The sequence below is a fragment of the Nonomuraea mangrovi genome (assembly GCF_042681425.1).
Taxonomy (GTDB): Bacteria; Actinomycetota; Actinomycetes; order Streptosporangiales; family Streptosporangiaceae; genus Nonomuraea; species Nonomuraea mangrovi.
On sequence record NZ_JBHUFV010000003.1, the window covers coordinates 19813 to 41776 of the forward strand.

General features: G+C 69.6%; 18 protein-coding genes. 6 read left to right on the forward strand and 12 right to left on the reverse strand.

The window, feature by feature from the left end:
- Positions 1-36: 36 nt before the first annotated feature.
- Both ACFSKW_RS00220 and rph read right to left on the reverse strand, forming a co-directional pair.
- Positions 37-2817, reverse strand: a complete 2781-nt coding sequence (locus ACFSKW_RS00220) for a SpoIIE family protein phosphatase (protein ID WP_379567789.1) — start codon at positions 2815-2817, stop codon at positions 37-39.
- A 359-nt stretch (positions 2818-3176) separates the two neighbouring features.
- Positions 3177-5822 (reverse strand): rifamycin-inactivating phosphotransferase, encoded by a 2646-nt coding sequence (gene rph / locus ACFSKW_RS00225; RefSeq protein ID WP_379567791.1) that lies wholly within the window; start codon positions 5820-5822, stop codon positions 3177-3179.
- A 294-nt stretch (positions 5823-6116) separates the two neighbouring features.
- Here rph and ACFSKW_RS00230 point away from each other — a divergent pair, with 294 nt between their 5' ends.
- The 4 genes from ACFSKW_RS00230 to ACFSKW_RS00245 all read left to right on the forward strand — a co-directional run bounded on the left by ACFSKW_RS00230 (position 6117) and on the right by ACFSKW_RS00245 (position 8903).
- Complete coding sequence (locus ACFSKW_RS00230) at positions 6117-6812, forward strand: cytochrome P450 family protein (RefSeq protein WP_379567793.1); 696 nt, start codon at positions 6117-6119, stop codon at positions 6810-6812.
- Positions 6809-7798: an NAD(P)/FAD-dependent oxidoreductase gene (locus tag ACFSKW_RS00235; protein ID WP_379567795.1), complete on the forward strand. Its 990-nt coding sequence runs from the start codon at positions 6809-6811 to the stop codon at positions 7796-7798. Before ACFSKW_RS00230 ends, ACFSKW_RS00235 begins: the two co-directional genes overlap by 4 nt.
- Positions 7795-8391 (forward strand): TetR/AcrR family transcriptional regulator, encoded by a 597-nt coding sequence (locus ACFSKW_RS00240; protein WP_379567797.1) that lies wholly within the window; start codon positions 7795-7797, stop codon positions 8389-8391. Before ACFSKW_RS00235 ends, ACFSKW_RS00240 begins: the two co-directional genes overlap by 4 nt.
- A 110-nt stretch (positions 8392-8501) precedes the next feature.
- The gene (locus tag ACFSKW_RS00245) at positions 8502-8903 is read left to right on the forward strand and encodes a DUF6463 family protein (protein WP_379567799.1); all 402 of its coding nucleotides are present in this window, start codon (positions 8502-8504) and stop codon (positions 8901-8903) included.
- Between the two features lie 112 nt (positions 8904-9015).
- Here ACFSKW_RS00245 and proS read toward each other — a convergent pair whose 3' ends face one another.
- Both proS and ACFSKW_RS00255 read right to left on the reverse strand, forming a co-directional pair.
- Complete coding sequence (gene proS, locus ACFSKW_RS00250; protein ID WP_379567801.1) at positions 9016-10458, reverse strand: proline--tRNA ligase; 1443 nt, start codon at positions 10456-10458, stop codon at positions 9016-9018.
- A 112-nt stretch (positions 10459-10570) separates the two neighbouring features.
- On the reverse strand, positions 10571-11317 hold the full coding sequence (locus ACFSKW_RS00255; RefSeq protein ID WP_379567803.1) for a GbsR/MarR family transcriptional regulator: 747 nt from the start codon (positions 11315-11317) through the stop codon (positions 10571-10573).
- Between the two features lie 202 nt (positions 11318-11519).
- Between ACFSKW_RS00255 and ACFSKW_RS00260 the strand changes: the two genes are divergently transcribed.
- Complete coding sequence (locus ACFSKW_RS00260; RefSeq protein ID WP_379567805.1) at positions 11520-12656, forward strand: serine hydrolase domain-containing protein; 1137 nt, start codon at positions 11520-11522, stop codon at positions 12654-12656.
- A 25-nt stretch (positions 12657-12681) separates the two neighbouring features.
- Here the strand turns inward: ACFSKW_RS00260 and ACFSKW_RS00265 are convergent, their stop codons facing one another.
- From ACFSKW_RS00265 to ACFSKW_RS00295, 7 genes are read right to left on the reverse strand one after another with little or no spacing between them, the layout of a single operon-like run.
- Complete coding sequence (locus tag ACFSKW_RS00265; RefSeq protein WP_379567806.1) at positions 12682-13623, reverse strand: N-acetylglucosamine kinase; 942 nt, start codon at positions 13621-13623, stop codon at positions 12682-12684.
- The gene (locus ACFSKW_RS00270) at positions 13623-14720 is read right to left on the reverse strand and encodes a hypothetical protein (RefSeq protein WP_379567808.1); all 1098 of its coding nucleotides are present in this window, start codon (positions 14718-14720) and stop codon (positions 13623-13625) included. The genes ACFSKW_RS00265 and ACFSKW_RS00270 overlap by 1 nt, the downstream gene beginning before the upstream one ends.
- Entirely contained in the window at positions 14717-15463 is a 747-nt protein-coding gene (locus ACFSKW_RS00275; RefSeq protein ID WP_379567810.1) for a sugar isomerase domain-containing protein, read from the reverse strand. Before ACFSKW_RS00275 ends, ACFSKW_RS00270 begins: the two co-directional genes overlap by 4 nt.
- A 10-nt stretch (positions 15464-15473) precedes the next feature.
- Entirely contained in the window at positions 15474-16292 is an 819-nt protein-coding gene (locus tag ACFSKW_RS00280) for a carbohydrate ABC transporter permease (RefSeq protein ID WP_379567812.1), read from the reverse strand.
- Entirely contained in the window at positions 16289-17173 is an 885-nt protein-coding gene (locus ACFSKW_RS00285) for a carbohydrate ABC transporter permease (RefSeq protein ID WP_379567814.1), read from the reverse strand. Before ACFSKW_RS00285 ends, ACFSKW_RS00280 begins: the two co-directional genes overlap by 4 nt.
- Positions 17164-18405, reverse strand: a complete 1242-nt coding sequence (locus tag ACFSKW_RS00290; RefSeq protein ID WP_379567816.1) for an ABC transporter substrate-binding protein — start codon at positions 18403-18405, stop codon at positions 17164-17166. The genes ACFSKW_RS00285 and ACFSKW_RS00290 overlap by 10 nt, the downstream gene beginning before the upstream one ends.
- 15 nt (positions 18406-18420) lie before the next feature.
- Positions 18421-19317: a MurR/RpiR family transcriptional regulator gene (locus ACFSKW_RS00295; protein ID WP_379567818.1), complete on the reverse strand. Its 897-nt coding sequence runs from the start codon at positions 19315-19317 to the stop codon at positions 18421-18423.
- Between the two features lie 176 nt (positions 19318-19493).
- Here ACFSKW_RS00295 and ACFSKW_RS00300 point away from each other — a divergent pair, with 176 nt between their 5' ends.
- Positions 19494-21134: a bifunctional metallophosphatase/5'-nucleotidase gene (locus tag ACFSKW_RS00300; RefSeq protein WP_379567820.1), complete on the forward strand. Its 1641-nt coding sequence runs from the start codon at positions 19494-19496 to the stop codon at positions 21132-21134.
- Positions 21135-21312: 178 nt separating this feature from the next.
- Here ACFSKW_RS00300 and ACFSKW_RS00305 read toward each other — a convergent pair whose 3' ends face one another.
- Positions 21313-21930, reverse strand: a complete 618-nt coding sequence (locus tag ACFSKW_RS00305; RefSeq protein WP_379567822.1) for a YcxB family protein — start codon at positions 21928-21930, stop codon at positions 21313-21315.
- Between the last annotated feature and the right edge of the window lie 34 nt (positions 21931-21964).

Sequence of the window (21964 nt, forward strand, 5' to 3'; positions counted from 1 at the left end):
TGCGGCGCCGTCCCCCGCTACGGCACGACCTCCCCCTCAGCGGGCGGCGCCGAGGGTGCGCGGCGGGGCGGGTGGTTGCACGAGTAGAAGGGTGACGTCGTCAGCGGGATTGGCCGGGTCGGGCAGGAGGCGGGCCAGGACGTGGTCAGCGGCCGCTTCGAGGCTCCCGGTCGTGGCGAGGGCGGCCCGCAGTTCGGTCCGCAGCAGCGTCAGGCGGGCGTCGAGGTCGGTGCCGGGGGTCTCGATGAGCCCGTCGGTGTACAGGGCGAGGGTGGCGTCGTGGGGCAGGTACAGGCGGGTGTGGGTGTAGGGCTCGGAGTCGCCGACGCCGAGGGGAAGGCCGACGACCAGGGGCAGCGTGCTCACCGGGGCGTCAGGCCGCGCCAGAAGGGGAGGCAGGTGTCCGGCCAGACCGACGCACATCTCGTGAGCGGCGGGGTCGAGGATGAGGTAGCAGCAGGTGACGAGCTGGTCGGGCAGGTCGCAGACGAGGTCGTCGAGCGCGTGCAGGAGGTCGCCAGGAGGCATCCCGGTCTTGGCGAGGGCGTGTGCGGCCGGGCGCAGGTGTCCCATGACCGCGGCGGCCTCGACCCCGCGGCCCATGACATCGGCGATGAGAACGCCGATCCGGCCGTCTGCCAGGGCGATGAGGTCGAACCAGTCGCCGCCGATGCCTGCGCCCTCGATGGCAGGCAGGTACCGGCGGGCACACGGGAGGTCGGGCAGGTCGGGCGGCAGGGTCATGAGGCTGCGGCGCAGGGTGGAGGCTACATGACGGTGCTGCTCGTACAGGCGGCGCAGTTCCAGGTCGGCGAGCTTGCGGGCGGTGATGTCGCGGGCCGCGGCGGTGATGCTGACCAGGTGCCCGCCGGCGTCGTGGACGGGCCACAGGGTCAGCTCGATGTCCACGCATTCTCCGTCACGGCACGCGGCGAGTGTCTCCACGCTGGCCGGATGTCCCTGGCGTAGGCGAGCCAGGGCGGTGTGCACGTCTTCCGCGTGACCGGGTGGGATCAGCCGGGTCAGGTGCCAGCCGAGCAGGTCCGGCAGCGGGTACCGGTACAGGCGGGCGCCGGCGGGGTTGGCGAAGGTGATGACACCGGCGGGGGTCAGGGCCAGGACGGCGTCCTGGCTGGTCTGCACGATGGCTGCCAGCTCGGCGCGTTGCCGCTCCTGGCGATCGCGCTGGCTGACGTCACGGATCACCGCGCAGATCAGCATGCCGTCCTCGATGTGCAGGGGTGCCAGGCTGATCTCCACGGGGAAGGTGCTGGCGTCCTGACGCCGGCCGACCAGGCGGCGGCCGGCTCCCATGGGCCGCACCTTGGGGTCGGCGGTGTAGGCGGCGCGGTGCGCGCGATGAGCCTGGCGTGACTCCTCGGGTATGAGCATCTCCACGGCCGCGCCGATCAGCTCGGTCCTGCCGTACTCGAAGAGGGCCTCGGTCTGAGCGTTGACCAGCTGGATGACGCCGCGACCGTCGACGATCACCATGGCGTCGGGGGCGGACTCGAGCAGGTCGGCGAAGCGCTGCTGGAGCCGGTCGTGTTCACGCTGGGCATGGGCTCGGTCGGTGACGTCGGTGGCGATCCCGCACACGCCTTCCACGCGGCCGGCATGGTCGAGCAGCGGCACCAGCACACTCAGATGGTCGCGAACGCCGCCGGGCAGGGTGACCTGAGCGTCGACCTGGATGGCGTGTCCCGCGTCCTGGGCGCGCCGGTCGTTGGCGCGCAGCTGGTCGGCGGTAGGTCCTGGGAGCAGATCGTGAGCGGTCAGGCCGCGCACCTGTTCAGGGCGCAGGCCGAAGATGCGCGCGAAGGTGGCGTTCACCGCCAGATAGCGGCCGCTCAAGTCCTTGAGGTAGATGGCGGCCGGTGTGTGGTCCATCAGGACGCGCCACCATCTGAGCTCACGCACCGAGAGTTGGGCATGGGTGCGCTCGCGTTCGATGCGGGCTGCCACCGCCAGTACGGCCAGCCCGATCACGAGGAACGCGCTGACGTTGGCCATGACCAGCAGTGCGGTACCCAGTCGGCTGTCGTAATAGCCGGCGCGCTGACCCAGCAGCTGCATCCAGCCCAGCGTCGGCGGCACGACCAGCGTGGCGCCGAGCAGCCAGCGGCCCAGCAGGGCGGCGCTGCCGCCGCCGCACACCAGCGCGGCCATCCCGGCATCGTTGCGCTGCAGGAACGTTCCAAGTCCGAGCAGTATCAACGCCAGCGCCGTGTGCGCCGCCATCCCGGTGTAGCCGGCGAAGCGCACCAACGCCGGCACCTGATACACCTGCCCGCACAGTCCCAGCATCCCGATCACGACGATCACGAGCGCGATCGCCTGGCCGGCCGCGACGAGCCGCCGCCCGGCCAGCAGGAGTTGGGCCGCACCGGCCAGAAGGAGCGCCAGGGCGGTGCTGGGGGCCATCCGCCAGACCGGCACCCCGAGTGGCGCCGCGGGATCGGCCGCCGTGCCGGGCGGGCCGACCGCCACCATCCTGTCGATGCCGAGGTCGATGCCCGCCATGTATTCGACCAGCGTGAACGCGCCGAGCAGGGCGGCCAGGCCCGCCCCCGCCCACGCGCCCCAGCGGCGCCAGTGCCGGCCGCCTCGGCGCCCGTCGCCAGGCGCGGCCAGGAGGAGCAGCGCCGCACCGAGCGCCAGCAGCGACACGACGGTGTTCGCCTTCATCGCGGCCTGCCCTGTGGCCAGGCTCCGCAGCGCCGGGACACCCACCAGCCGGCCGATCGGCGTCAACAGCGCGGCCAGCACGGCTCCCAGCCCGCAGCACACCACCACGCCACGAATCAGGGCCGCCACCCGGGGATCCACGCCATGAGGCGGCGTCCTGTGGGGTGGACGGTTCGGCACCGGGCCCGCGTGCCCATCCTGCGCAGGGTCGTCCACGACACCACTCCTACCGGTCCTCATGCCGGGGCGTCGCCGCCTGTCCGGACTCCGGGCGGCGGGCGACCGCCGTTGAGACGTGACAACAGCCGAGGGCGTAACGGCATGAATCTTGCCAATCGCCGATAGTGATACTCCTCTCGGTCGCAAGATACTCCCCACAGAGGCCCCTGACGTCCCGATTGCCACTCTTGCCCCTGGTCACGGACAGCCCGCCTCCTGGGCTCCACGCTGAACCTGCGGCCCACCTCCCAGGGGCGGTCGTGGAGCGGTCAGGGATTCGGCAGCGGCTCGACGTATCCGTCGGTGCCGTTGACCCGGATGAGCTGCCCATCCTTGATGAGCCTGGTGGCCGCCTCCACTCCGACGACGGCGGGAAGACCGTACTCGCGGGCCACGACGGCGCCGTGCGTCATCACCCCTCCGACCTCCATGACGACGCCCTTGACCGACACGAACAGCGGAGACCAGCTCGGGTCGGTGAAGACGGTGACGAGGATGTCGCCCTCCTCCACGTCCGCCTCGGCCATGCTGCGGATGACCCGCGCCCTGCCCTCCACGACGCCGGACGAGACGGCGATCCCCGCCAGCGCCCCGCGCGGCAGGCTGCCCGCGTCGTATGCGCCGGAGACGACCTCGCCCTCGGAGGTGATCACGCGTGGCGGCGTGAGCTTCTGGTACGTCTCGTGCGCCTCCCTGCGCTGGGCGATGAGCGCCTCATCCAGCTCGCCGGTGTTGACCACCGCCCTGAACTCGTCGATGGACAGGAAGTACACGTCCTCGGGCTTCTTGATGACCCCCCGCTCCACCAGCTTGGCGGCCTCCTCCATGAGCGCCCGCTTGTAGATCTCGTACCGCAGGAGGAGGGAGTGCTTGGAGTATTCGCGGTAGCCGATGAAGTGGCGGATCAGGCTCATCTTCCTGGCCGCCTTCTTGGCCTTGCCCGCGCCGCCGGGCAGTTTCCTGAGACGCTCGAGGAGGTCGTTCATGGTGCGTTCGGCCTCGGCGCGTCCCTGCTCCGCCTTCCGGCGGCGCTCCCCCGGCGGGAAGTTCTTGATGTTGCTGAGGAGAAGAGGGACGAGCAGCGTCGGGTCCTCGCTCCAGCGCGTCCTGGTGATGTCGATGTCGCCGGCGCAGTGCATGCCGTAGGTGCGCAGGTAGCCCTGGATGGCGTCCCGTACGGCATCGCCTCCCTCGAGTTCCGCGAGGCCGGCGAAGAAGGTGGCGCGGTCGGCCGTCTCCAGATAGCGCATGACGTCAGGGTGCCGGCGGACCACGTCGGCGACGTCCAGCAGGTCGAGCCCCATGGCGGCCACGACGTTGTGGTCGGCGGACTGGGCGATGGCGTCGGCGGCGTTCTTCTCTCCCAGCCAGGCCTCCATGTGCTTGTTGACCCAGTTCACCGACTGGATGCCGAGGAAGGCCGCTGCCACGCTGCGCGGGTCGAAGGTGAGTTCGGCCAGCACGGCGTGGTCGTCGATGATGCGCGCGAACAGCTCGTCGCCTGTCTTCCCTGCGATGTCGCGCCTGAGCAGGTCGACCGTCGCCTCGGTGTGCTCGATGAGGTCGGGCACCACATGTGGGTCGTCCGCGCGGGAGAGCTTGAGGTACTGGCGGGCGATCGGCAGGGGGCCGCCCTCGCCGAAGTCCAGCATCGAGGTCCTGCCGTGGGCCAGCGAGGCGACGAAGTCCTTCCGCTTCAGGACGGTGCGCAGGGCGTTGGCCATCAGGACGTCGACCTGGTCGAGGCTCTTGAGGGTGGCGGGCCTGGCCCAGGACGAGGTGAGCTCGGCCGAGACGTCCTTGTAGAAGCGGTCGCCGGCCACGACGCCCGCCGTACGGCCGAGCTTGTCGTGGAGCAGGGTGAAGAACGACAGCCCCAGAGGCGCGAAGGCGTCGGTCATCATCTGCCGGTGTCCGTAGGAGATGTACACGTGGTTCTTGCCGTCGTGCGCGGGTGGCACGGGGTAGAGCGTGGTGATGGGGCGGCTCTGCAGCACGTGGAACATGCCGTCGTACAGCGCCCACTCGATGTCCTGCGGCTTGCCGAAATGCGTCTCGATCCGCCGCCCCAGCTCTTCGAGCTGGAGGATCTGCTCGTCGCCGAGTTTCTGGGCGTGCTGCCGTGCGGGCTCGATCGGCAGCTCATGGGTGCCGCCGGACGGCGAGGCGCGAAGTTCCTTGGTCTGCGTGGCGATCTTCTTGTCGATGATCCGCCCCGCCCTGACCCGGTAGTTGTCGGCGTTGACCAGTCCGGAGACGAAGGCCTCTCCCAGGCCGAATCCCGCGTCGATGGAGATCACCGTCCGGTTGGAGGAGACCGGGTCGGCGGTGAACATGATGCCCGCCGCGTCCGGGAAGACCATCTGCTGGACGACCACCGACAGGCGGACCGCACGGTGGTCGAAGCCGTTCTGGATGCGATAGGCCACCGCGCGGTCGGTGAACAGCGATGCCCAGCATCGCCGTACGCTGTCGATGACCGCCGTCGCGCCTTGGATGTTGAGGTAGGTGTCCTGCTGTCCGGCGAAGGAACTGGACGGCAGGTCCTCGGCGGTGGCGCTGGAGCGCACCGCGCACGGCACGTGATCACCGCCTGCCTCGTGGAGGTGCCGGACGATGTCGCGCCGGATCTCCTCAGGCACGGTCAGGCCTTCGATGGCGGTGCGCAGGCGTGCGCCGGCGGTGGCGATCCGCGCCCGGTCATCGGCCCGCAGCCCGGACAACTCGTCGATGAGCGCGCTGACAGCCGCATCATGCTCGACGACATCCCGGTAGGCGTCGGTGGTGACGCAGAATCCGTAGGGCACGCGGACTCCGTGGATCGCGGACAGCTCGCCGAGGTTGGCGCCCTTCCCGCCGACCAGGCCGAGCTGCGTCTTGTCGATGTCGTGGAACCCGAGTACGTAGGCACCCATGGTCGCTTCCCGTCTCTCATGTGTGGACTGACCTGCCTGATCCCGGCAGTGGCGGCCTCATCAAGCGCGGAGATCGTCGGTGGCAGGGCCGCCGTTGGCACAATTACAATACAGATCTGCTCTGCATTTAAATAGTCCTCCGACGGTAGTTCAAATACAGATCAGTGCTGTATCTTATCTCTCGCACGCCCCGACCGGCCTACCCCATGGACCGGCGCCGCGAACGCTGCGCCGAAGCCCGCCCACCCTGCGGCACTCCAGCCCGGAGCCGGCGCCATCCAGCTGAGGAGCCCCATGACGGATTCCCCGACCGAAGCCGCGTCGTTCCCTCTGTCCCGCCCCACTCCCTTCGACCCGCCCGCCGAGCTGGCTCGCCACCGGGTGGAAGGGGGTGTCAGCCGACTGGCGTACCCGGACGGGCACGTCGGATGGCTGGTGACCGGCCATGAGCTGGTCCGGGCCGTCCTGTCCGATCCGCGCTTCAGCTCCCGGGCGGAGCTGACACATACCCCGATCCCTCGCCCCAGCGTCACGGAGGAGCCACGACCGGCCCCGCCGGGGTTCTTCGTCTCGACGGATCCGCCTGAACACACGCGCTACCGGCACCTCCTCACCGGCCGGTTCACGGTCCGCCGCATGCGCGCGCTCAGCCCGCGGATCAACGAGATCACCAGCACGTCCCTGGACGTCATGGAACGGGAGGGGCCGCCCGTGGACCTGGTACAGGCGCTGGTGGCGGCCAAGCGCGCCAAGCCCGGCGACGATCTGCTCAGCGGGCTCACCGGCGGCGATCTCACGCAGGAGGAGCTGACCAACATCGGCTTCATGCTGCTGGGCGCCGGGCCTCCCCTTCACGGTGCGCAGTGCCCTGGCGGACGTGGAGGTGGGCGGGCGGCTCATCAAGGCAGGCGAGTCGGTGGGCACGAGGTGGTCCACGAGGCCGCCATGCTCTGCCCTGCCGGGGTCATCCATGTCAGTGGGCAGAGGTGAGGACGCCCACCGACGTGCAGTTCGTCCTCGGGCGCCGCGCGGAACGGCTCGACGCCGAGGCCCGCACCGTCGACCTCGACGACGGGCGCACCCTCTCCTACGACGTCCTCGTCGTGGCCACCGGGCTGACCCCGCGCCGGCTCTCCTTCCAGCGTGACATGGCAGGCGTGCACACCCTGCGCACCCTGGACGAGGCCGGTGACCTGCGGCGGGGCCTGCGGTCGGCACGACGCGTCGCCGTCATCGGGGCGGGCGTGCTCGGGTGCGAGATCGCCGCCACAGCACGTGGCATGGGATTGCCGGTCACCCTCATCGATCCCGCGCCAGTGGTCATGGCCGGCCGGCTCGGCGACGAGCTCGGCGCCCGCGTGGCCGCACTCCACCGCAGGCGCGGGGTCCGCGTGCGGACCGGCGTCGGAGTCGCCTCCTTGATCGGTACGGCCGGCCGCGTCAGCGCCGTCGAGCGAGCGGACGGCGAGCGCGTTCCCGCCGACCTGGTCGTCTTGGCGATCGGATCCACCCCCGCCACCGGGTGGCTGGACGGCAGCGGCCTGTCCCTGTCGGACGGTGTCGAGTGCGACTCGCGTTGCCGAGCGGCGCCCGGGATCTACGCCGTGGGGGACGTGGCCCGCTGGCATCACCAGGCCCTCGGAAGGAGCATCCGCCTGGAAAGCCGCACCAATGCCACCCAGCAGGCGATCGCCGTCGCGGCCGACATCACGGGGACGGGCTCGCCGTACACGCCGCTCCCCTATTTCTGGAGCGACCAGTACGACGTGAAGATCCAGATCCACGGCACCATCGCGCCGGGGTCGCGTATTCGCCCGATCGAGGGGCGGCCGGGCGCCATGCGATTCGCCGCCGTCGCCGAGCTCGACGGCACTCCCGTCGCCGCGATCGGCTGGAATCATCCACGCGCGGTCATGGCGGCCCGTCGGCAGGTGATGGATGCCCTCCGCTCAGGCACGGCGAGTGTCGGAACGTGACCGGCACCGCGCACCCCCCGCGACTGCCCGGGCGGCCGCGCAGCCAGGAGGTCGACGTGGCGATCCTCGGCGCCGCGCTCGACCTCCTGATCGAGCGCGGCGCCAGCGAGACCAGCATCGAGCAGGTCGCCCAGCGTGCCGGCGTGACACGGGCCACCGTCTACCGCAGGTTCCCCGACAAGACCGCCCTGCTGATCCAGGCGATCGAGTCGGTGCACCAAGACCACGCTCCGGACGCTCTGGAATGGCCCGACCTCGACCACATGCTCGACCACTGGGCGACCTACCTGAGCGACCCCCGCAACCGCCGCATGCTTCGCCGCCTGTACGGGGCGGTGGACGACTATCCGGAGTTGCTGCGAGCGTACCGGGACTCCCACGGAGGGCGGCGCGCGGTCGCCGAGCACGCCACCTTGAGACGATCTCGCGAGCACGGGCGACTCCCGCGCGACAGGGATCTGAACGTCGTGCAGGAGATGCTCAGCGGTGCGGTCCTCCACCATCTCGGCGCCTATGCCGACACCGAGGGCGCGGACTCTGTCAGGGGCTACTTCCTGGCGATTCTCCGGCAGGTCGGCTGCCGGATCTCCTGAGTGACGGCGGGCTTCAGCGACCGGGCGGGGCGGTCGCGAGCGAGCTGCCGGTCATCGTGCGGCGGATGCCGTCCGCACCTGTTCCGAAACACTTTCCCCAAGGAGTACACATGGATGGCGCCGTCACCTCCCAGCACCGCACGGTCATCCTCGCGGGCCGGATCACCGTCCTCCTCAGCATGCTGCACCTCGTCGTGACCATGGCCTTCAACGTCCGGCACCTCCCCGCCTGGTTCTCGGGCGGGCTGTGGTTCCCCGCCGAGGGCCTGGCCGACCCGATGCCGTCCCTCGGCGCCTTCTGGCTGACGATCGGGTCCTTCTTCCTGCCGCTGCTCGTGCTGGGCCTCCTGATCGCCTGGCTCGGCCGCCGTGCCGTGATCCCTCCGGCGTTCGTGGCATGGCTGCTCGGCGGCTGGTGCACCGTCGGCGCCCTCGCTTTCGAACCGTCGGGGTTCATCCTCCTCTGGGTCCCCGCCGTCATGGTGCTGCGTGCCGCCAGGAGCCGGGCTTGACCTGCGCGTTCAGCCACAGGCCGCACGGCGGCCTGGCCGGGGTGATCAGCGAACCGCGAGGGGGCCGGCGGCCATGTACGTCCGCGACCCCCTTCAGCGGCCGGCGGGCACTTCAGTAGGCACGGCCGAAGATGACGCGCTTGCCGTAGGCGGCGCCGCCATCACAGTGCACGCACGTGCTGGTCGCGGGAGGGCCGTCGAGCGGCACGCAGCGCGGCGTCGCCGCGGTCTTGGCCTTGATGTCGGCCTCGCAGGCCGGATCACCGCAATGCGAGGCGAGCGCCCAACCCGAGGCCACCGCGGTCGCGAAAGCGTCCCACGAGTCGGTCACCGTCGTGTGCGCGTCGCGGAACTCCGTGGCGCGCCGCAGGAGGAAATCCTGGAAGTCGTCCAGGATGCCCGGCAGCAGTCGCGGCGCGTCAGCGAGCGTGATCGCCTGCTTGCCTTCCTCGCCGAGCCGCCTCGCCATGAGCGCGCTGCCCGTCTCGAGCTCGCGGGGGCCGAGTTCGAGCCTGATGGGGACCCCGCGCAGCTCCCAGTCGTTGAAGCGGAAGCCCGGCGAGAGCTGGTCCCGATCGTCGACGTGGGCGCGCACGCCCGCGGACCGCAGACGCCCGGCCAGTTCGCGCGCGGCCTCCGACGTGCGTGCGCCCTGCTCTCCGCGCCCGATCGGCACGATGACCACCTGGTACGGGGCGAGCCTCGGCGGCAGTACCAGCCCCTTGTCGTCGCCGTGGGTCATGATGACCCCGCCGATCATGCGGGTCGACATCCCCCACGACGTGGTGTGGCACAGCTCCAGGCGGCCGGCCGCGGAGGTGTAGCGGATGTCGAAGGCCTTGGCGAAGTTCGTGCCCATGTAGTGGGACGTGCCGGCCTGCAGCGCCTTGCCGTCGCGCATCATGCCTTCGATGGTGAAGGTCCCCTTCGCGCCCGCGAACCGCTCGCCCGGCGTCTTCTCACCGGGCACGACAGGGATGGCCGCGATGTCGCGGGCGACCTCGGTGTACATGTCGAGGGCCAGCATGGTCTCGCGCATCGCATCGGCCTCATCGGCGTGCGCCGTGTGGCCTTCCTGCCACAGGAACTCCGTTGTCCGCAGGAACATGCGGGGGCGCAGCTCCCAGCGCACCACGTTCGCCCACTGGTTGAGCAGAAGCGGCAGGTCGCGGTGCGAGGAGATCCACTTCGCCATCATCTCGCCGACCACCGTCTCGGAGGTGGGGCGGACGATCAGCGGCTCCTCCAGTTCCTTGCCGCCGGCGTGCGTGACGACGGCGAGTTCGGGCGAGAAACCTTCGACGTGCTCCGCCTCGCGGCTCAGGTAGCTCTCGGGGATCAGCAGCGGGAAGTAGGCGTTGTCGTGGCCGGTGTCCTTGATGCGACGGTCGAGCTCGCTCTGGAGCAGCTCCCACAGGCGGTAGCCGTACGGTCGGATGACCATGGTGCCCTTCGCTGGGCCACGGTCCACGAGCTGCGCCTTGGTGACGAGCTCGTTGTACCAGGCCGAGAAGTCCTCTCCCTGAGGGGTCACACCACGGTCATCACGTGTCATCCGGAAATGATAGCGCGGGGCTGTTTCACGACTGTGCGAAAGCACCGCCTGCGACCTGCGTCCTCACACTGCCTGCGGAAGGTCCGGGCACGGCTGGGTGGCACGCGATCCCTCAGGTGGCCGTGGGGTCGACGCCGGTCTCCGTCGCCGGGCGGGTGGAGTAGACCTGGCGCCAGTGCTCGGCCGAGCGGACCAGGTCGTCGCTGACGCGGGAGAGGAACCGGCTCATGTTCTCCAGCCGGGCGCCGGCGGGCGTGGTGGCGCCGAGGGCTTGGGCGCCGCGCGCGGAGGCGTCGGCGATCCTGGTGTTGGTGCGCGCGCTGGCCAGCAAGGCCTGGACCCATAGGTCGTCATCGATGACGTAGCGCTCAGCGCGGCGGCGGGGGTCGCGTTCGCGTTTGATGATCTTGATGTCCTCCAGGTAGCCGACGGCCTTGGAGATGGAGGCGGGGCTGACGTGCAGGCGTTGCACGAGTTCCGCGGAGGTGAGGCTGCCGCTGTCGGTGGTGAACAGCGTGGCGAGCACCTTGGCCATCATCTGTGGCACGCCTGTCTGCATGAGCAGTTCCGTGAGGTGCGCGGCCACCTCCTCGACGATGCGCGGATCGCGCCCGCCGAGGCCGGCACCCGCAGGCGCCGGAGTCGGCGGAGCGGTGTCGCGCCGGCGTGCGTGCCGGGTGCCGGCCCTGTGGGCCTGATCGGCGTGATAGCCACCTGGCCCGCCGTTGCGCATGACCTCGCGGGTGACGGTCGAGGTCGGCCGCCCGAGGCCGCGGGCTATCGCGGCGTAGGTCAGCCCGTCGCGCAGCCCCGCGGCGATCTGCCGGCGGTCCTGCTGGGTGAGCCTTTCTCCAGGCATCGGCGTCCTCGCTCGATCTGTCGGGGTGGAGAACAGCTTAATGCAACATGGCTATTGCATTAGCGGACAGCGCTCATGCAACGAAACATACCATCTGACCTGGGATAATACTTGTTGCTTCACGCAAACTTGATTGACGAATCCGTGTATGCAACGTAATTTTTGCCATGTCGCAAATGTTCTCGAGGCAAGGACGACCGATATGACGTACACCGAGATTCAGCAGGTGCTCGACCGAGCGGTGGACGAGCACGGCGTGCCGGGCATCGTCGCCGAGATCCGGCATGCGGATAAGACCTGGTTCGGTACGGCCGGCGTGGCCGACATCACGACCGGCGGCAAGCGCAGGCCCGGCGAGCACGTGCACACCGGAAGCTCCGGCAAGGCCTTCACCGCCGCCGCGATGCTGCAGCTGGAGGCCGAGGGCAGGCTGAGCATCGACGACACGGTGGACACGTGGCTGCCCGGCGTGCTGAACGTCAACGGCTACGACGGTAGCAAGATCACCATCAGGCACCTGCTCAGCAACAGCAGCGGCCTGTTCGTGACCGGCCTGGCCCCGGAGGTCTCGTACCGCTACGCCACCCGTGCCGGGTTCGCCCGGCATCGCCTCGACGTGTGGACGAAGGACGACCTGCTGAACATCGCGGTGTCCCAGCCGCCGGTCTCCGAGCCGGGCGCCGCCTTCGCCTACTCCAACGGCGGCTTCCACGTCGCCGGTGCGATCATCGAGGAGGTCACCGGCAACAGCTACGCCGACGAGGTCGACCGTACGGTCATCAAGCCGCTCGGCCTGACCGGCACCCACGTGCGCCGCCCGGACGAGACGGACTACCCCGACCCGCACCCGAGGTTCTACTCGGTGTTGTTCCTCAAGGACGGCGCGGACCCGGCGAAGGTCACCCCGGAGAACTGGCAGTCGATGATGGAGGACCCGGGCCTGGACCCCATGGACGTCACCGTGTTCAACACCTCGGGCGGCTGGTCGGCCGGCGACGTCGTCTCCACCACCGGCGACATGATCCGTTTCGTCGGCGCGATGGCCGGCGGCAGCCTGCTGCCGCCGGAACAGCACCGCGAGATGTGGACGACGATCTCCACCGAGGGTGGTCACTGGATGCCCCACACGCGCTACGGCCTTGGCGTCTTCGAGTTGGACAGGCAGGTGACCGGCGGCACCACGCTGCGCGGCGTGGGCGGCAGCCTGTGGGGGTCCTACCTCTGCGTGGTGGGCACCCCCGACGGGGAGCACACCATGGCCCTCCACACCAACACCGAGTGGAAGACCTGGGACATCATGTTCGAGGCCGTCAAGGCGGAGTTCGGCAAGGGCGTGTAGCGCCCGCATCCCGGAGGGTCAGGCATCACCGTCCGGTGAACCGTGGGTGTACGCTCGCCGCCCCGCCCTCCCCCAGCCGGCCGAGCGCGGCCAGCCAGCTCGCCGCTCCGGCCCCGTCCCGTGCGGTGACGAGGCCATCCACCTGGGCCGGTCCCTCGGCGGCCAGCTGGGCCAGTACGGCCTCGCGGACCGGGCCATCGCTGGTCAGAACGCTGCCCGCCAGAACGATCGGCCCGGTGCGGTGTACTCGGGCAACCGAGGCCACCAGGCGCTCCGCGGCCTCGTGGACGATCCGCGAGGCGAGCGGATCGCCCAGCGTGGCCGCCTCGCCCACCAGCGGGGCGGCGGCGGCCAGCGTCATCCTTGTGGCCTGGGCGAGCCTGACGATGCGCTCGGCCCGCCGCCTCGGCGTGCCGTCCGCACCGAAGTGCCGCGCGACGAGATCCGCGAGCGGTCCGAGCCGCTCGCCCGCGTCGAGGGCGCGCACGGCGGCCATCACCCCGGCCCGTCCGATCCAGAAGCCGCCTCCTTCGTCGCCCAGCAGCCACCCGAGCCCGTCGGCGACGGCGTCGAGTTCGCGACCGGTGAACCGGGCCGCAGCGGCTCCGGTCCCTGCCAGCAGCAGCGTGCCCGTCGGCGCATCCGTGCCCGCGGCGTAGGCGACCTCCACGTCGCTGACCAGCTGGGGACGGTGGAGCAGGCCGTGCTCGGCCCAGATCCGATCGAGCGCCGCGTCGAATCCGTCGTCCGCGCCCGCCACGCCGGCCACGGACGCGGTCACCGAGGCGGGGTCGAGGCCGTGGATCGCCTGCCGCAGGGCCGCCGTGACGGCCGCGGCCGCCGCGGCGCTCCCGTGGGCGGTGGGGTTGCCACCGCCGGCGGTGCCGTATCCGATCCTGGTGCCGGAGGCGGTGTGCACGGCGATGCGGGTGGCGGTGCCGCCCGCGTCGACACCGGCGAAGAGCATCAGGAGGCCATGCGCAGCAGGCGCGCGGCGCCGGGGGCGAGCGTGAATGTGGCGGCGCTGGACCGGTACGAGCCGGTGGCGGGATCGAAGGCGGTGACCGGGCCGGCGAGGATCACGTCGGTGGCCGCGTCGTAGCCGGCGTTGCATACGAGGAGATGCTTCTCGCCGTACCTGCCCACGACGACCTGACCCGACACGACCACCCCGTCCTCCAGCGGGCGCGCGCCCGCGGGCGGCGGTCCGCTGTGGCCGGCCGAGATCCACTCCAGCCGGGCCAGTTCGTCCCCCACCGGGCGCAGCCAGCGAACGTTGAGGTCACGCACGATGTCGTAGCGCTCGGTGGGCAGCCCGCCGTCGATCAGGGCGGGCTGGAAACCCTCGCCTCGCGCCGGATCCGGCGTCCAATAGGTGAAGTACTGGATGCCGGTGTAGCCGTAGGCCAGCGCCGTGTTGACCTGCCAGGCGATCTCGGCGGCGGTGGGCGTGCGGTGCCCGTCGTAGGCGAGCGTCTGGACGTACATCCACGCGGGCAGGCCCGCGCGGGCGGCATGGTCTCGGATCACCGCCAGGTCGGCGAAGTAGCCTTCGTCCTCGCCGGAGGACAGGAAGGGGTAGCGGTCGAAGGAGAGCAGGGACGGTCGGACGGCCGAGACGAAGTCGCCCACGTAGGAGTCGTAGGACCCGGTGACATGGCTGGGGAAGAGGTTGACGTAGGCCAGGTGGCCGAGCGATCGTACGGCGGAGACGCCCACGGCGAGGTGCGGGAAGCGGTCGGGCGACGGCTCGTCCATGAGACTGACGCCACGGAACGAGCGATACCCCTGATAGTCGTCGATCACCTTGCCGATCAGCGCCCGGGTCTGCTCCTCACCCACGTCCAGGTCCCGCATGAGCACCTCGACGCGCGGGTCGGAGGCGACGAGCATCCCGACGCCGGTCTCGTCGGCGCAGGCCAGCGCGTGCCGGAGGATGGCCGCGTCGTTGAGGTAGTTGCCGGTGATGACCAGGTCGATGCCCGCGTCGGCGATCTCGCGGTAGCGCGCCACGGTGGTCTCGTGCGGAGGCGGCGGCCAGAAGGCCGCGATCGTCAGGGTCACAGCGCACCGGTCCTGATCCGGCCGGCGTACCGCTCCTGGAGCGCGTTGTTGCGAGCGTCGCCACCCGGGATGTTGGCGGACAGGTAGGTGGGCGGGATCGTTCCGGCCGCGATGAGCAGGCCGATCGCCTCGGCCACCATCAGCTGGACGGCCAGCGCGGAGGTGATCGAGGAGATGCCGCACACCGGGCCGTGCTCGGTGTCCAGCACGGCGTCGCCGTACGGCGCGAGGTTGTCGATCACGACGTCGGCCAGTTCGAACAGCCGTTCGCCCGACGGATGGCGCGAGATGATGTCGCTGGTGTGCGCCATGGACGTTATCGCGATGAGCGGCAGCGAGCGCTGCTTGACCAGCCTGGCCATCTCCACGGTCGAGCCGTTGCCGCCGGAGTTGGAGGCGATCACGAAGACGTCGGCGGGCTCGATCGCGTGGAGGGCGAGCACCGCGTGCGCGGTGCTCGGGTCCCGCTCGGCCAAGGGGTCGAAATCACCGGGAGCGGCCCCGCCCAGCACGACCGGGTCGCGCAAGGCCAGCCGGTTGGTCGGGATGAGCCCACCGGCCCGGCCCGCCACCTCCAGCGCCGCCGCCTCGGAATGGCCGGTGCCGTAGGCGTGGATCACCCCTCCGGCCCGCACCGCCTCGGCGATCAGCGCTCCCGCCTGCCTGATGGCTGGCAGCTGGGTCGCCACCAGCTCGTCCGAGCGTCTGCGTGCCTCACCGGCGAAGGCTGTCACAAGATCCATAGGGTGCTCCTCAACGGTTCATGCCGGCGGTGAGGCCGGCGACGATCTGGCGCGTGGCGAGGACGAACAGCACGACCAGGGGGAGCGTCGTCATCACCAGCCCGGCGAAGAGCGTCCCCCAGTCGTTCTGGAACTCGCCGAAGAAGTGGGTGAGCCCGACGGGCAGGGTCAGCTTGCTCTCGTCGCGCATCAGGACCAGCGGGTAGAAGAAGTCATTCCATAACGGCACGAACTGGAAGACGACCACGGTCGCGACAGCCGGCCGTACCAGGGGCAGCATCACGTGCCAGAACGTGGCCAGCGGCCCTGCGCCGTCCAGTGAGGCGGCCTCGTCGAGCTCGTGCGGCAGCTGCCGGAAGAACGCGGTGAGCACGAACACGTTGAACGGGATCGAACCGGCCGCGTAGACGAGGATCAGACCCAGCAGCGAGTCGACCAGTCCCAGGCTCTCCATCAAATAGAACAGCGGCAGCACCCCGAGGTGCGCGGGCAGGGTCATGCCGGAGATGAAGTACGCGGTGAAGAAGCCGCGTCCGCCGAAGCGCCCGCGCCCGAGCGGGTAGGCCGCCAGCAGCGACACCACGGCGCCGAGCAGCACCGCGCAGACCACGACGACCACCGAGTTGACGACGTAGGTGGAGAAGGAGGCCTCGGTCCACGCTTTGACGTAGTTGCCGAAACCCGGCGCGCCGGGCAGGCCGAGCGGGTCGTCGAAGATCTCGCTGGTAGGGCGGAAGGAGCTCAGCACCATCACGACCAGGGGCGCCATGGAGAAGACGGCGTAGCCCCACAGCAGGAGCCTGATCCACAACGCGTGGGCCCTGCTCATGCTTTCCTCCTCAGGACGCGTTCGAGCAGGAGGGTCGAACCGAAGACGAATGCGAACATGAAGACCGCCAGCGCCGAGGAGGTGCCCAGGGCGTTGACGTCGCCCGAGGCGAACGCCGCGCGGTAGAACAGCAGGCCCAGCACGTCGGTCGCGCCGGCGGGAGCACCGTTGGAGCCGCCGAGGGCGTAGATCAGGGCGAAGGTGTTCATGCTGCCGATGAAGCTCAGAATCGTGATGGTGGCCATCGCCGGGCGCAGCAGCGGCAACGTGATGCGCCGGAACACCTGCCACGAGGTCGCCCCGTCGGTCCTGGCCGCCTCGCCGTACTCCTGGGGGATGCCGCCGAGCGCGGCGCTGAACAGCAGCATCGGGAAGCCGACCCATTGCCAGGTGGTGATCAGGATGACGGTCGGCAGCGCCGTGGCCGGGTCGCCGAGCCACGGCATGGCCAGGCCTGCCGGGCGCAGCAGCTCGTTGACGGGCCCGAAGGTCGGGCTCAGCAGCAGCGTCCAGAGGTAGCCGATCACGAGCGGGTTGACCAGGTACGGCAGGGCGAACATGGTCTGCAGCGCGCGCTTGCCCCGCCGTACCCGGGACAGGGCCAGCGCGAAGGCCAAGCCCAGCGTGTTCTGCACGAGCATGGTCCCGGCGAACAACAGGAAGTTGTGGCCGAGCGCGGGCAGGAGCTGATCGCGGAAGGACTCTGTGAGCAGCCCCGCGTAGTTGGCCATGCCGACGAAGGTGTCGCGCAGCGTGCCCTTCCAGGAGAACACGCTGTAGGTCAGTCCGGTGAACAGCGGGTAGATGACGAAGACGGAGTAGAGCAGGAACGCGGGGATCAGGAACAGGTACCACGATCCCCGCCGCTGACCTAGAGCCATGTGGACACGCTCTTGTCGAGCTGCGCGGCCGCCTCCTGGGCCGTGATGCGGTCGAGCAGCATCTCCTGCAGTGACTTGGAGAAGACGGTCTGCGAGGAGGGGTTGCCGTAGGAGAACTCGTTCATGAAGTACGTGGCGCCGTGCTGGTCGAAGGTGGTGGCGACCTCGTTGAGCAGGGCGTCCGTCGGCTTGACGCCTGGGACGGCGGAGAAGGTGCGCAGGGTCTCGGTGTAGAGCCTGCCGTAGTCCTTGGAGGCGAGCCATGCGGCGAACTTCAGTGCCTCGGCCTTGTGCTTGGTCTTGGCGCTGATGCCGTACGAACCGTCGGTGAATCCCGGCATGAGGCCCTGACCCTTCGGCGCGGGTGGGGTGAAGACGCCGAGCTCGATGTCTTTGGCGTTCTCGCCGAAGAAGTTCAGCTCCCACAGGCCGCCGGGGAACATGGCCGCCCTGCCCGAGGAGAACAAGATCTGAGCGTCGGTGTAGGAGACTCCTGCCACGTCGTCGGGGAAGTACGGCTTGAGCTTGTTGAGCTGGTCGATGCCCTCGACGAACGCCGGGTCGGTGAACTTCTTCTTCTTGGCCTTGACGGCGTCGAGGAAGGCGTCGCCGCCCCAGTGGGCGGTGCCGAAGATGCTGGCCACGACGGGCAGCATCCAGTCGTCCTTACCCCCGAAGGCGAACGGGACGATGTTCGCGGCCTTCAGCTTCTCGGCGGCCGCGATCATGTCGGCCCAGGTCTGGGGCGGGGTGATGCCGTTGTCCGCGAAGAGTTTCTTGTTGTAGATCACTTGGAGGGTCTGTACGGCGAACGGGACGCCGTAGACCTTGCCGTCCTTGTCGCCCTTGGCGGCGCGCAGCACGCCGTCGTCGTAGTCCTTGAGGCCAGGGACGTCGGCCGTCTCGAGCGGCAGCAGCCTGCCCGCCTCGACGAGCGGTTGCAGCTTGGCCCCGGCGCGCAGCCAGGCCAGGTCGGGGCCGCTGTCGCCGGCCAGTCCTGTGGCGAGGATGGTGTCGTATTCGGTGGCAGTGGTGAAGGAGCGGGCATCGACGTCGACGCCAGGGTTGAGCTTCTCGTACTCGGCGAACATCTTGTCGTAGTTCTCCTCGGGCCCCCATCCCCAGACAGACAGGGTGACCTTGGCCTGAGCAGGGGATGTGGTCGAGGGCGAGCTGGGAGCGCAGGCGGCGACGGACAGGAGGACGGCGGCCGCGAGGGGGGCCAGACGCATGGGGGGACTCCCTGGTCAGCGTTGGGGCAGGCGGTGCTTGGCGACCGCCTCCGTGGCGGCGGTCAGCAGCTGGTTGCTGGTCTCATGAGTGCGCTGGACGACGCCGATGTAGAGGCAGTCCAGGACGAGCATCTGGGTGTGGCGAGCGGCCAATCCGCCGGCGCGGAAGGGGGTGTCCTGCGCGGCGGTGGTCAGCACGATGTCGGCGGCCTCGGCGAGCGGGCTACGCGGAAAGTTCGTCACCGCGATGGTGGTGGCGCCGCGCTTTCTGGCGATGGCCAGCGGCTCGACGACCTCGGAGGTGGTGCCCGAGTGGGAGATGCCGATCGCCACGTCACGGTGGTCGCGCGCGCTGGCGCTGCAGACCGCGCTGTGGACGTCGGCCCACAGGACGCACGGTCTGCCGATGGCGTGCAGCCTGAGGTGCAGGTCCATGGCGACGCCGGCGCTGCCGGAGACGGCGAAGAAGTCGATGAACCTGGCCCGCACCAGGGCTGAGACCGCCCGGTCCACGGCCGCCGCGTCGAGCTGCGCCGCGGTCTCCTCCATGGCGCGTATGTCGCTGGCCAGCAGGCTGCGCAGCACCGTGCTCATGGGGTCATCGGGTGAGAAGGCGATGAGCGCGGTGTCACGCGTGCTGGCGTTGGTACGGCCGAGCTCGGTCGCGAGCGCCAGCCTGAGCTCGGGATAGCCGGTCAGGCCCAGCTCGCGGCAGAAGCGGGTGATCGTGGTCAGCGAGGTGGCGCAGCGTTCAGCCAACTCGGTGATGGTGGAGGCGGCGACGGCGGCGGGCTCGGCGAGGATCGTCTCGGCGATGCGCCGGTGCGCGGCGGTCAGCGTGGGCTCGAGCCCGCGGATCCGGGCCAGGATGCCCGTGGCAGTGGGTGAATTATTCTCTGCGGACTCGACCATGTGAGGAAATTTCCCCTATTCACCTCAGCCATGTCAAGAGTTCACCTCTCGGTCTGGGGCTCGCCGCGACGAGATGTGAATAATTCACCTCGATCTTTCATTCAATCGGGAGTCTTTACTTTTCGAGGACCTCCTGCCTACGCTCACCCCCGACGAAACCCCCCGAAGGGACGCACATGCGCAACCTGCTCGCCGCGCTGGTGCTGGGCGGTACGGCCCTGCTGCCCGCCCACGCCGACACGGTCGACATCCAGCTGCTCGGCATCAACGACTTCCACTCCGCGCTGCCCTCGAGCTTCGCCATGACACCGGACGGTCCCGTCGCGGCCGGCGGCGCCGAGTACCTCGCCGCCCACTTCGACCGGCTCCAGCGGGACAACCCCGACGGCACCCTGCGGCTCGCCGCGGGCGACAACATCTCCTCCACCACGCTGAACGCCACCGCGTTACACGACGAACCCGGCATCCAGGCGCTGAACATGATGCGCCTCGACGCCTCCAGCGTCGGCAACCACGAGTTCGACGAGGGCCTGACCGAGCTGCGCAGAATCGAGAACGGCGGCTGCCACCCCATCGACGGCTGCGGCGTCCCCGGCTTCAAGGGGGCGGCCTTCCCCTACCTGGGCGCCAACATCGTCGACACCACGACTGGCAAGCCCGCTTTCGCTCCCTACCTCGTCAAGGAGCTGAAGGGTGTCAAGGTCGGAATCATCGGGGTTTCCTACAAGAACACGCTGAAGGAGGCCCCTGGACCCACCGTGCCGTTGGAGGCCCGTGACGAGGCGGAGGCGGTCAACGCCTACACGACCGAACTCAAGGCCAAGGGCGTGCGCACCATCGTCGTCCTGATCCACCAGGGCGGCGGGCAGACAGGTGGCGGTCTGCCCAACCAGTGCAACAACCTCGCAGGGCCGATCAAGGACATCGTGCAGAGGTTCGACCCCGAGGTCGACGCGGTGATCTCCGGGCACACCCACAACCCCTACAACTGCGTGATCAACGGCATCCCCGTCACCCAGACCTCCGGACACACGCGCGAGCTCACCAGGATCAACCTCACCGTCGACCGTTCCACGGGCAACCCGGTCGCGGCGAAAGCCGAGAACATCGCCGTCACGCACGACGTCAAGCCGGACGGGCAGATCGCCGCGCTGCGCCGCAAGTCCGATGAGCACGCCCAGCGCCTGCTGGACCGGCCCGTCGGCCTGCTCCACCGCGATCTCACCACCGTCAGGAACGCCGCCGGCGAGTCCACGATGGGCCACGCCCTGGCCGACGGCCGCCTGGCCGCCACCTCCTCGCCGGAGACCGGCGGCGCCCAGATCGCGATCCAGCCCCCGTACGGCGGCGGCATCGCGGGCGACATGTGGGTATCCCCGATCGGCAACAACATGCCCAACCTGGTCACACACGGCCAGGCGCTGCGCGTGCAGCCGTTCGGCAACATGCTGGTCACCATGACCCTGACCGGAGCCCAGGTGGAGCGGCTGCTGGAGCAGCAGTGGTGCGGCCAGGGCACCGCCCGGGTCCTCGGCATCTCCACGGGGTTCACCTACACCTACGACAACGCCAGGCCCGCGTGCGACAAGGTCGACCCGGGGAGCATCAAGCTCAACGGCACCGTCATCGATCCGGCCGGCAAGTACCGCCTGACGGCCAACTCCTTCATCGCGACCGGCGGAGACGGCTTCAGCGTGCTGACCGAGGGCACGGAGCGGGTGGAGAAGGTCCGCGACATCGAGGCCTTCGAGTCCCACATCCGTGCCGGCAGCCCCCTGCAGCCACCGGCACTGGGCCGTATCACCCGGCTGAACTAGACCTGCCGTCCCGACAGGCCGGTGGCGCGGTCACGTCCGGCCGGCGGCCGTTCGCGCGCCGTGAACCAGGGGCCGCGGGCCGTCACCGATCAGGAAGGTCCTCGGCCCCGCCGGGACGGCCCCTCAACCGCTGTTACGGCGCGCGGACCACCGACAAGGTCCGCGCGCCCGCGTGCCGTCACGAACCGATTCTCGTCCTCTTCGCGAAGAGATCGTCGAGTTCGGCCTGTTGCTCGCCGGTGAAGGCGCGTCTGGGGAGGAAGCCCGTGCACTGGTTGTTCACGAAGAGCAGCCAGAACTCGGGAGTGGACTCGATCCGTCCGAACAGGGACCACCGCGCCGTGACCGTGGACTGGTCGGTTCGAGTCTCGTAGCCGTCGTCGGTCACCTGCAGCGTCGTCGGCACGCAGAGATAGGTGAGCTGTCGTTTCGCGATCCGGCGGATCGACAGGCTGAGGACGAAGGGGAAGACGACGGCTCCTGCCAGCATCCCGATCCCGATGCTGACCCCGCCGACCACGATGCAGACCAGACCCGACGCCGCCAGGACCGCAGGCAGCGCCAGATACACGCGCTTGAGCTGGCGTCTCACGCCTTGGTAGAGAGCTCGCGACACCTCGTCGGGAGTGGGTTGATAGCTGAGCGTGAAGTCCACCATGCCGCCTTTGTCCGATGTGTTGGGGACCATCATTCGGGGCTGTGCCGCGACTCGCAAGATCGCACCGGTCGGGGCAGCCGGGTTACGACCAGACGTGCCCGTCAGCCGATCATTCGTCCGGTTGTCGTCGCCGGCCACCTGTTCGCACCGGCCGCGAGTATGGGATAAAAAC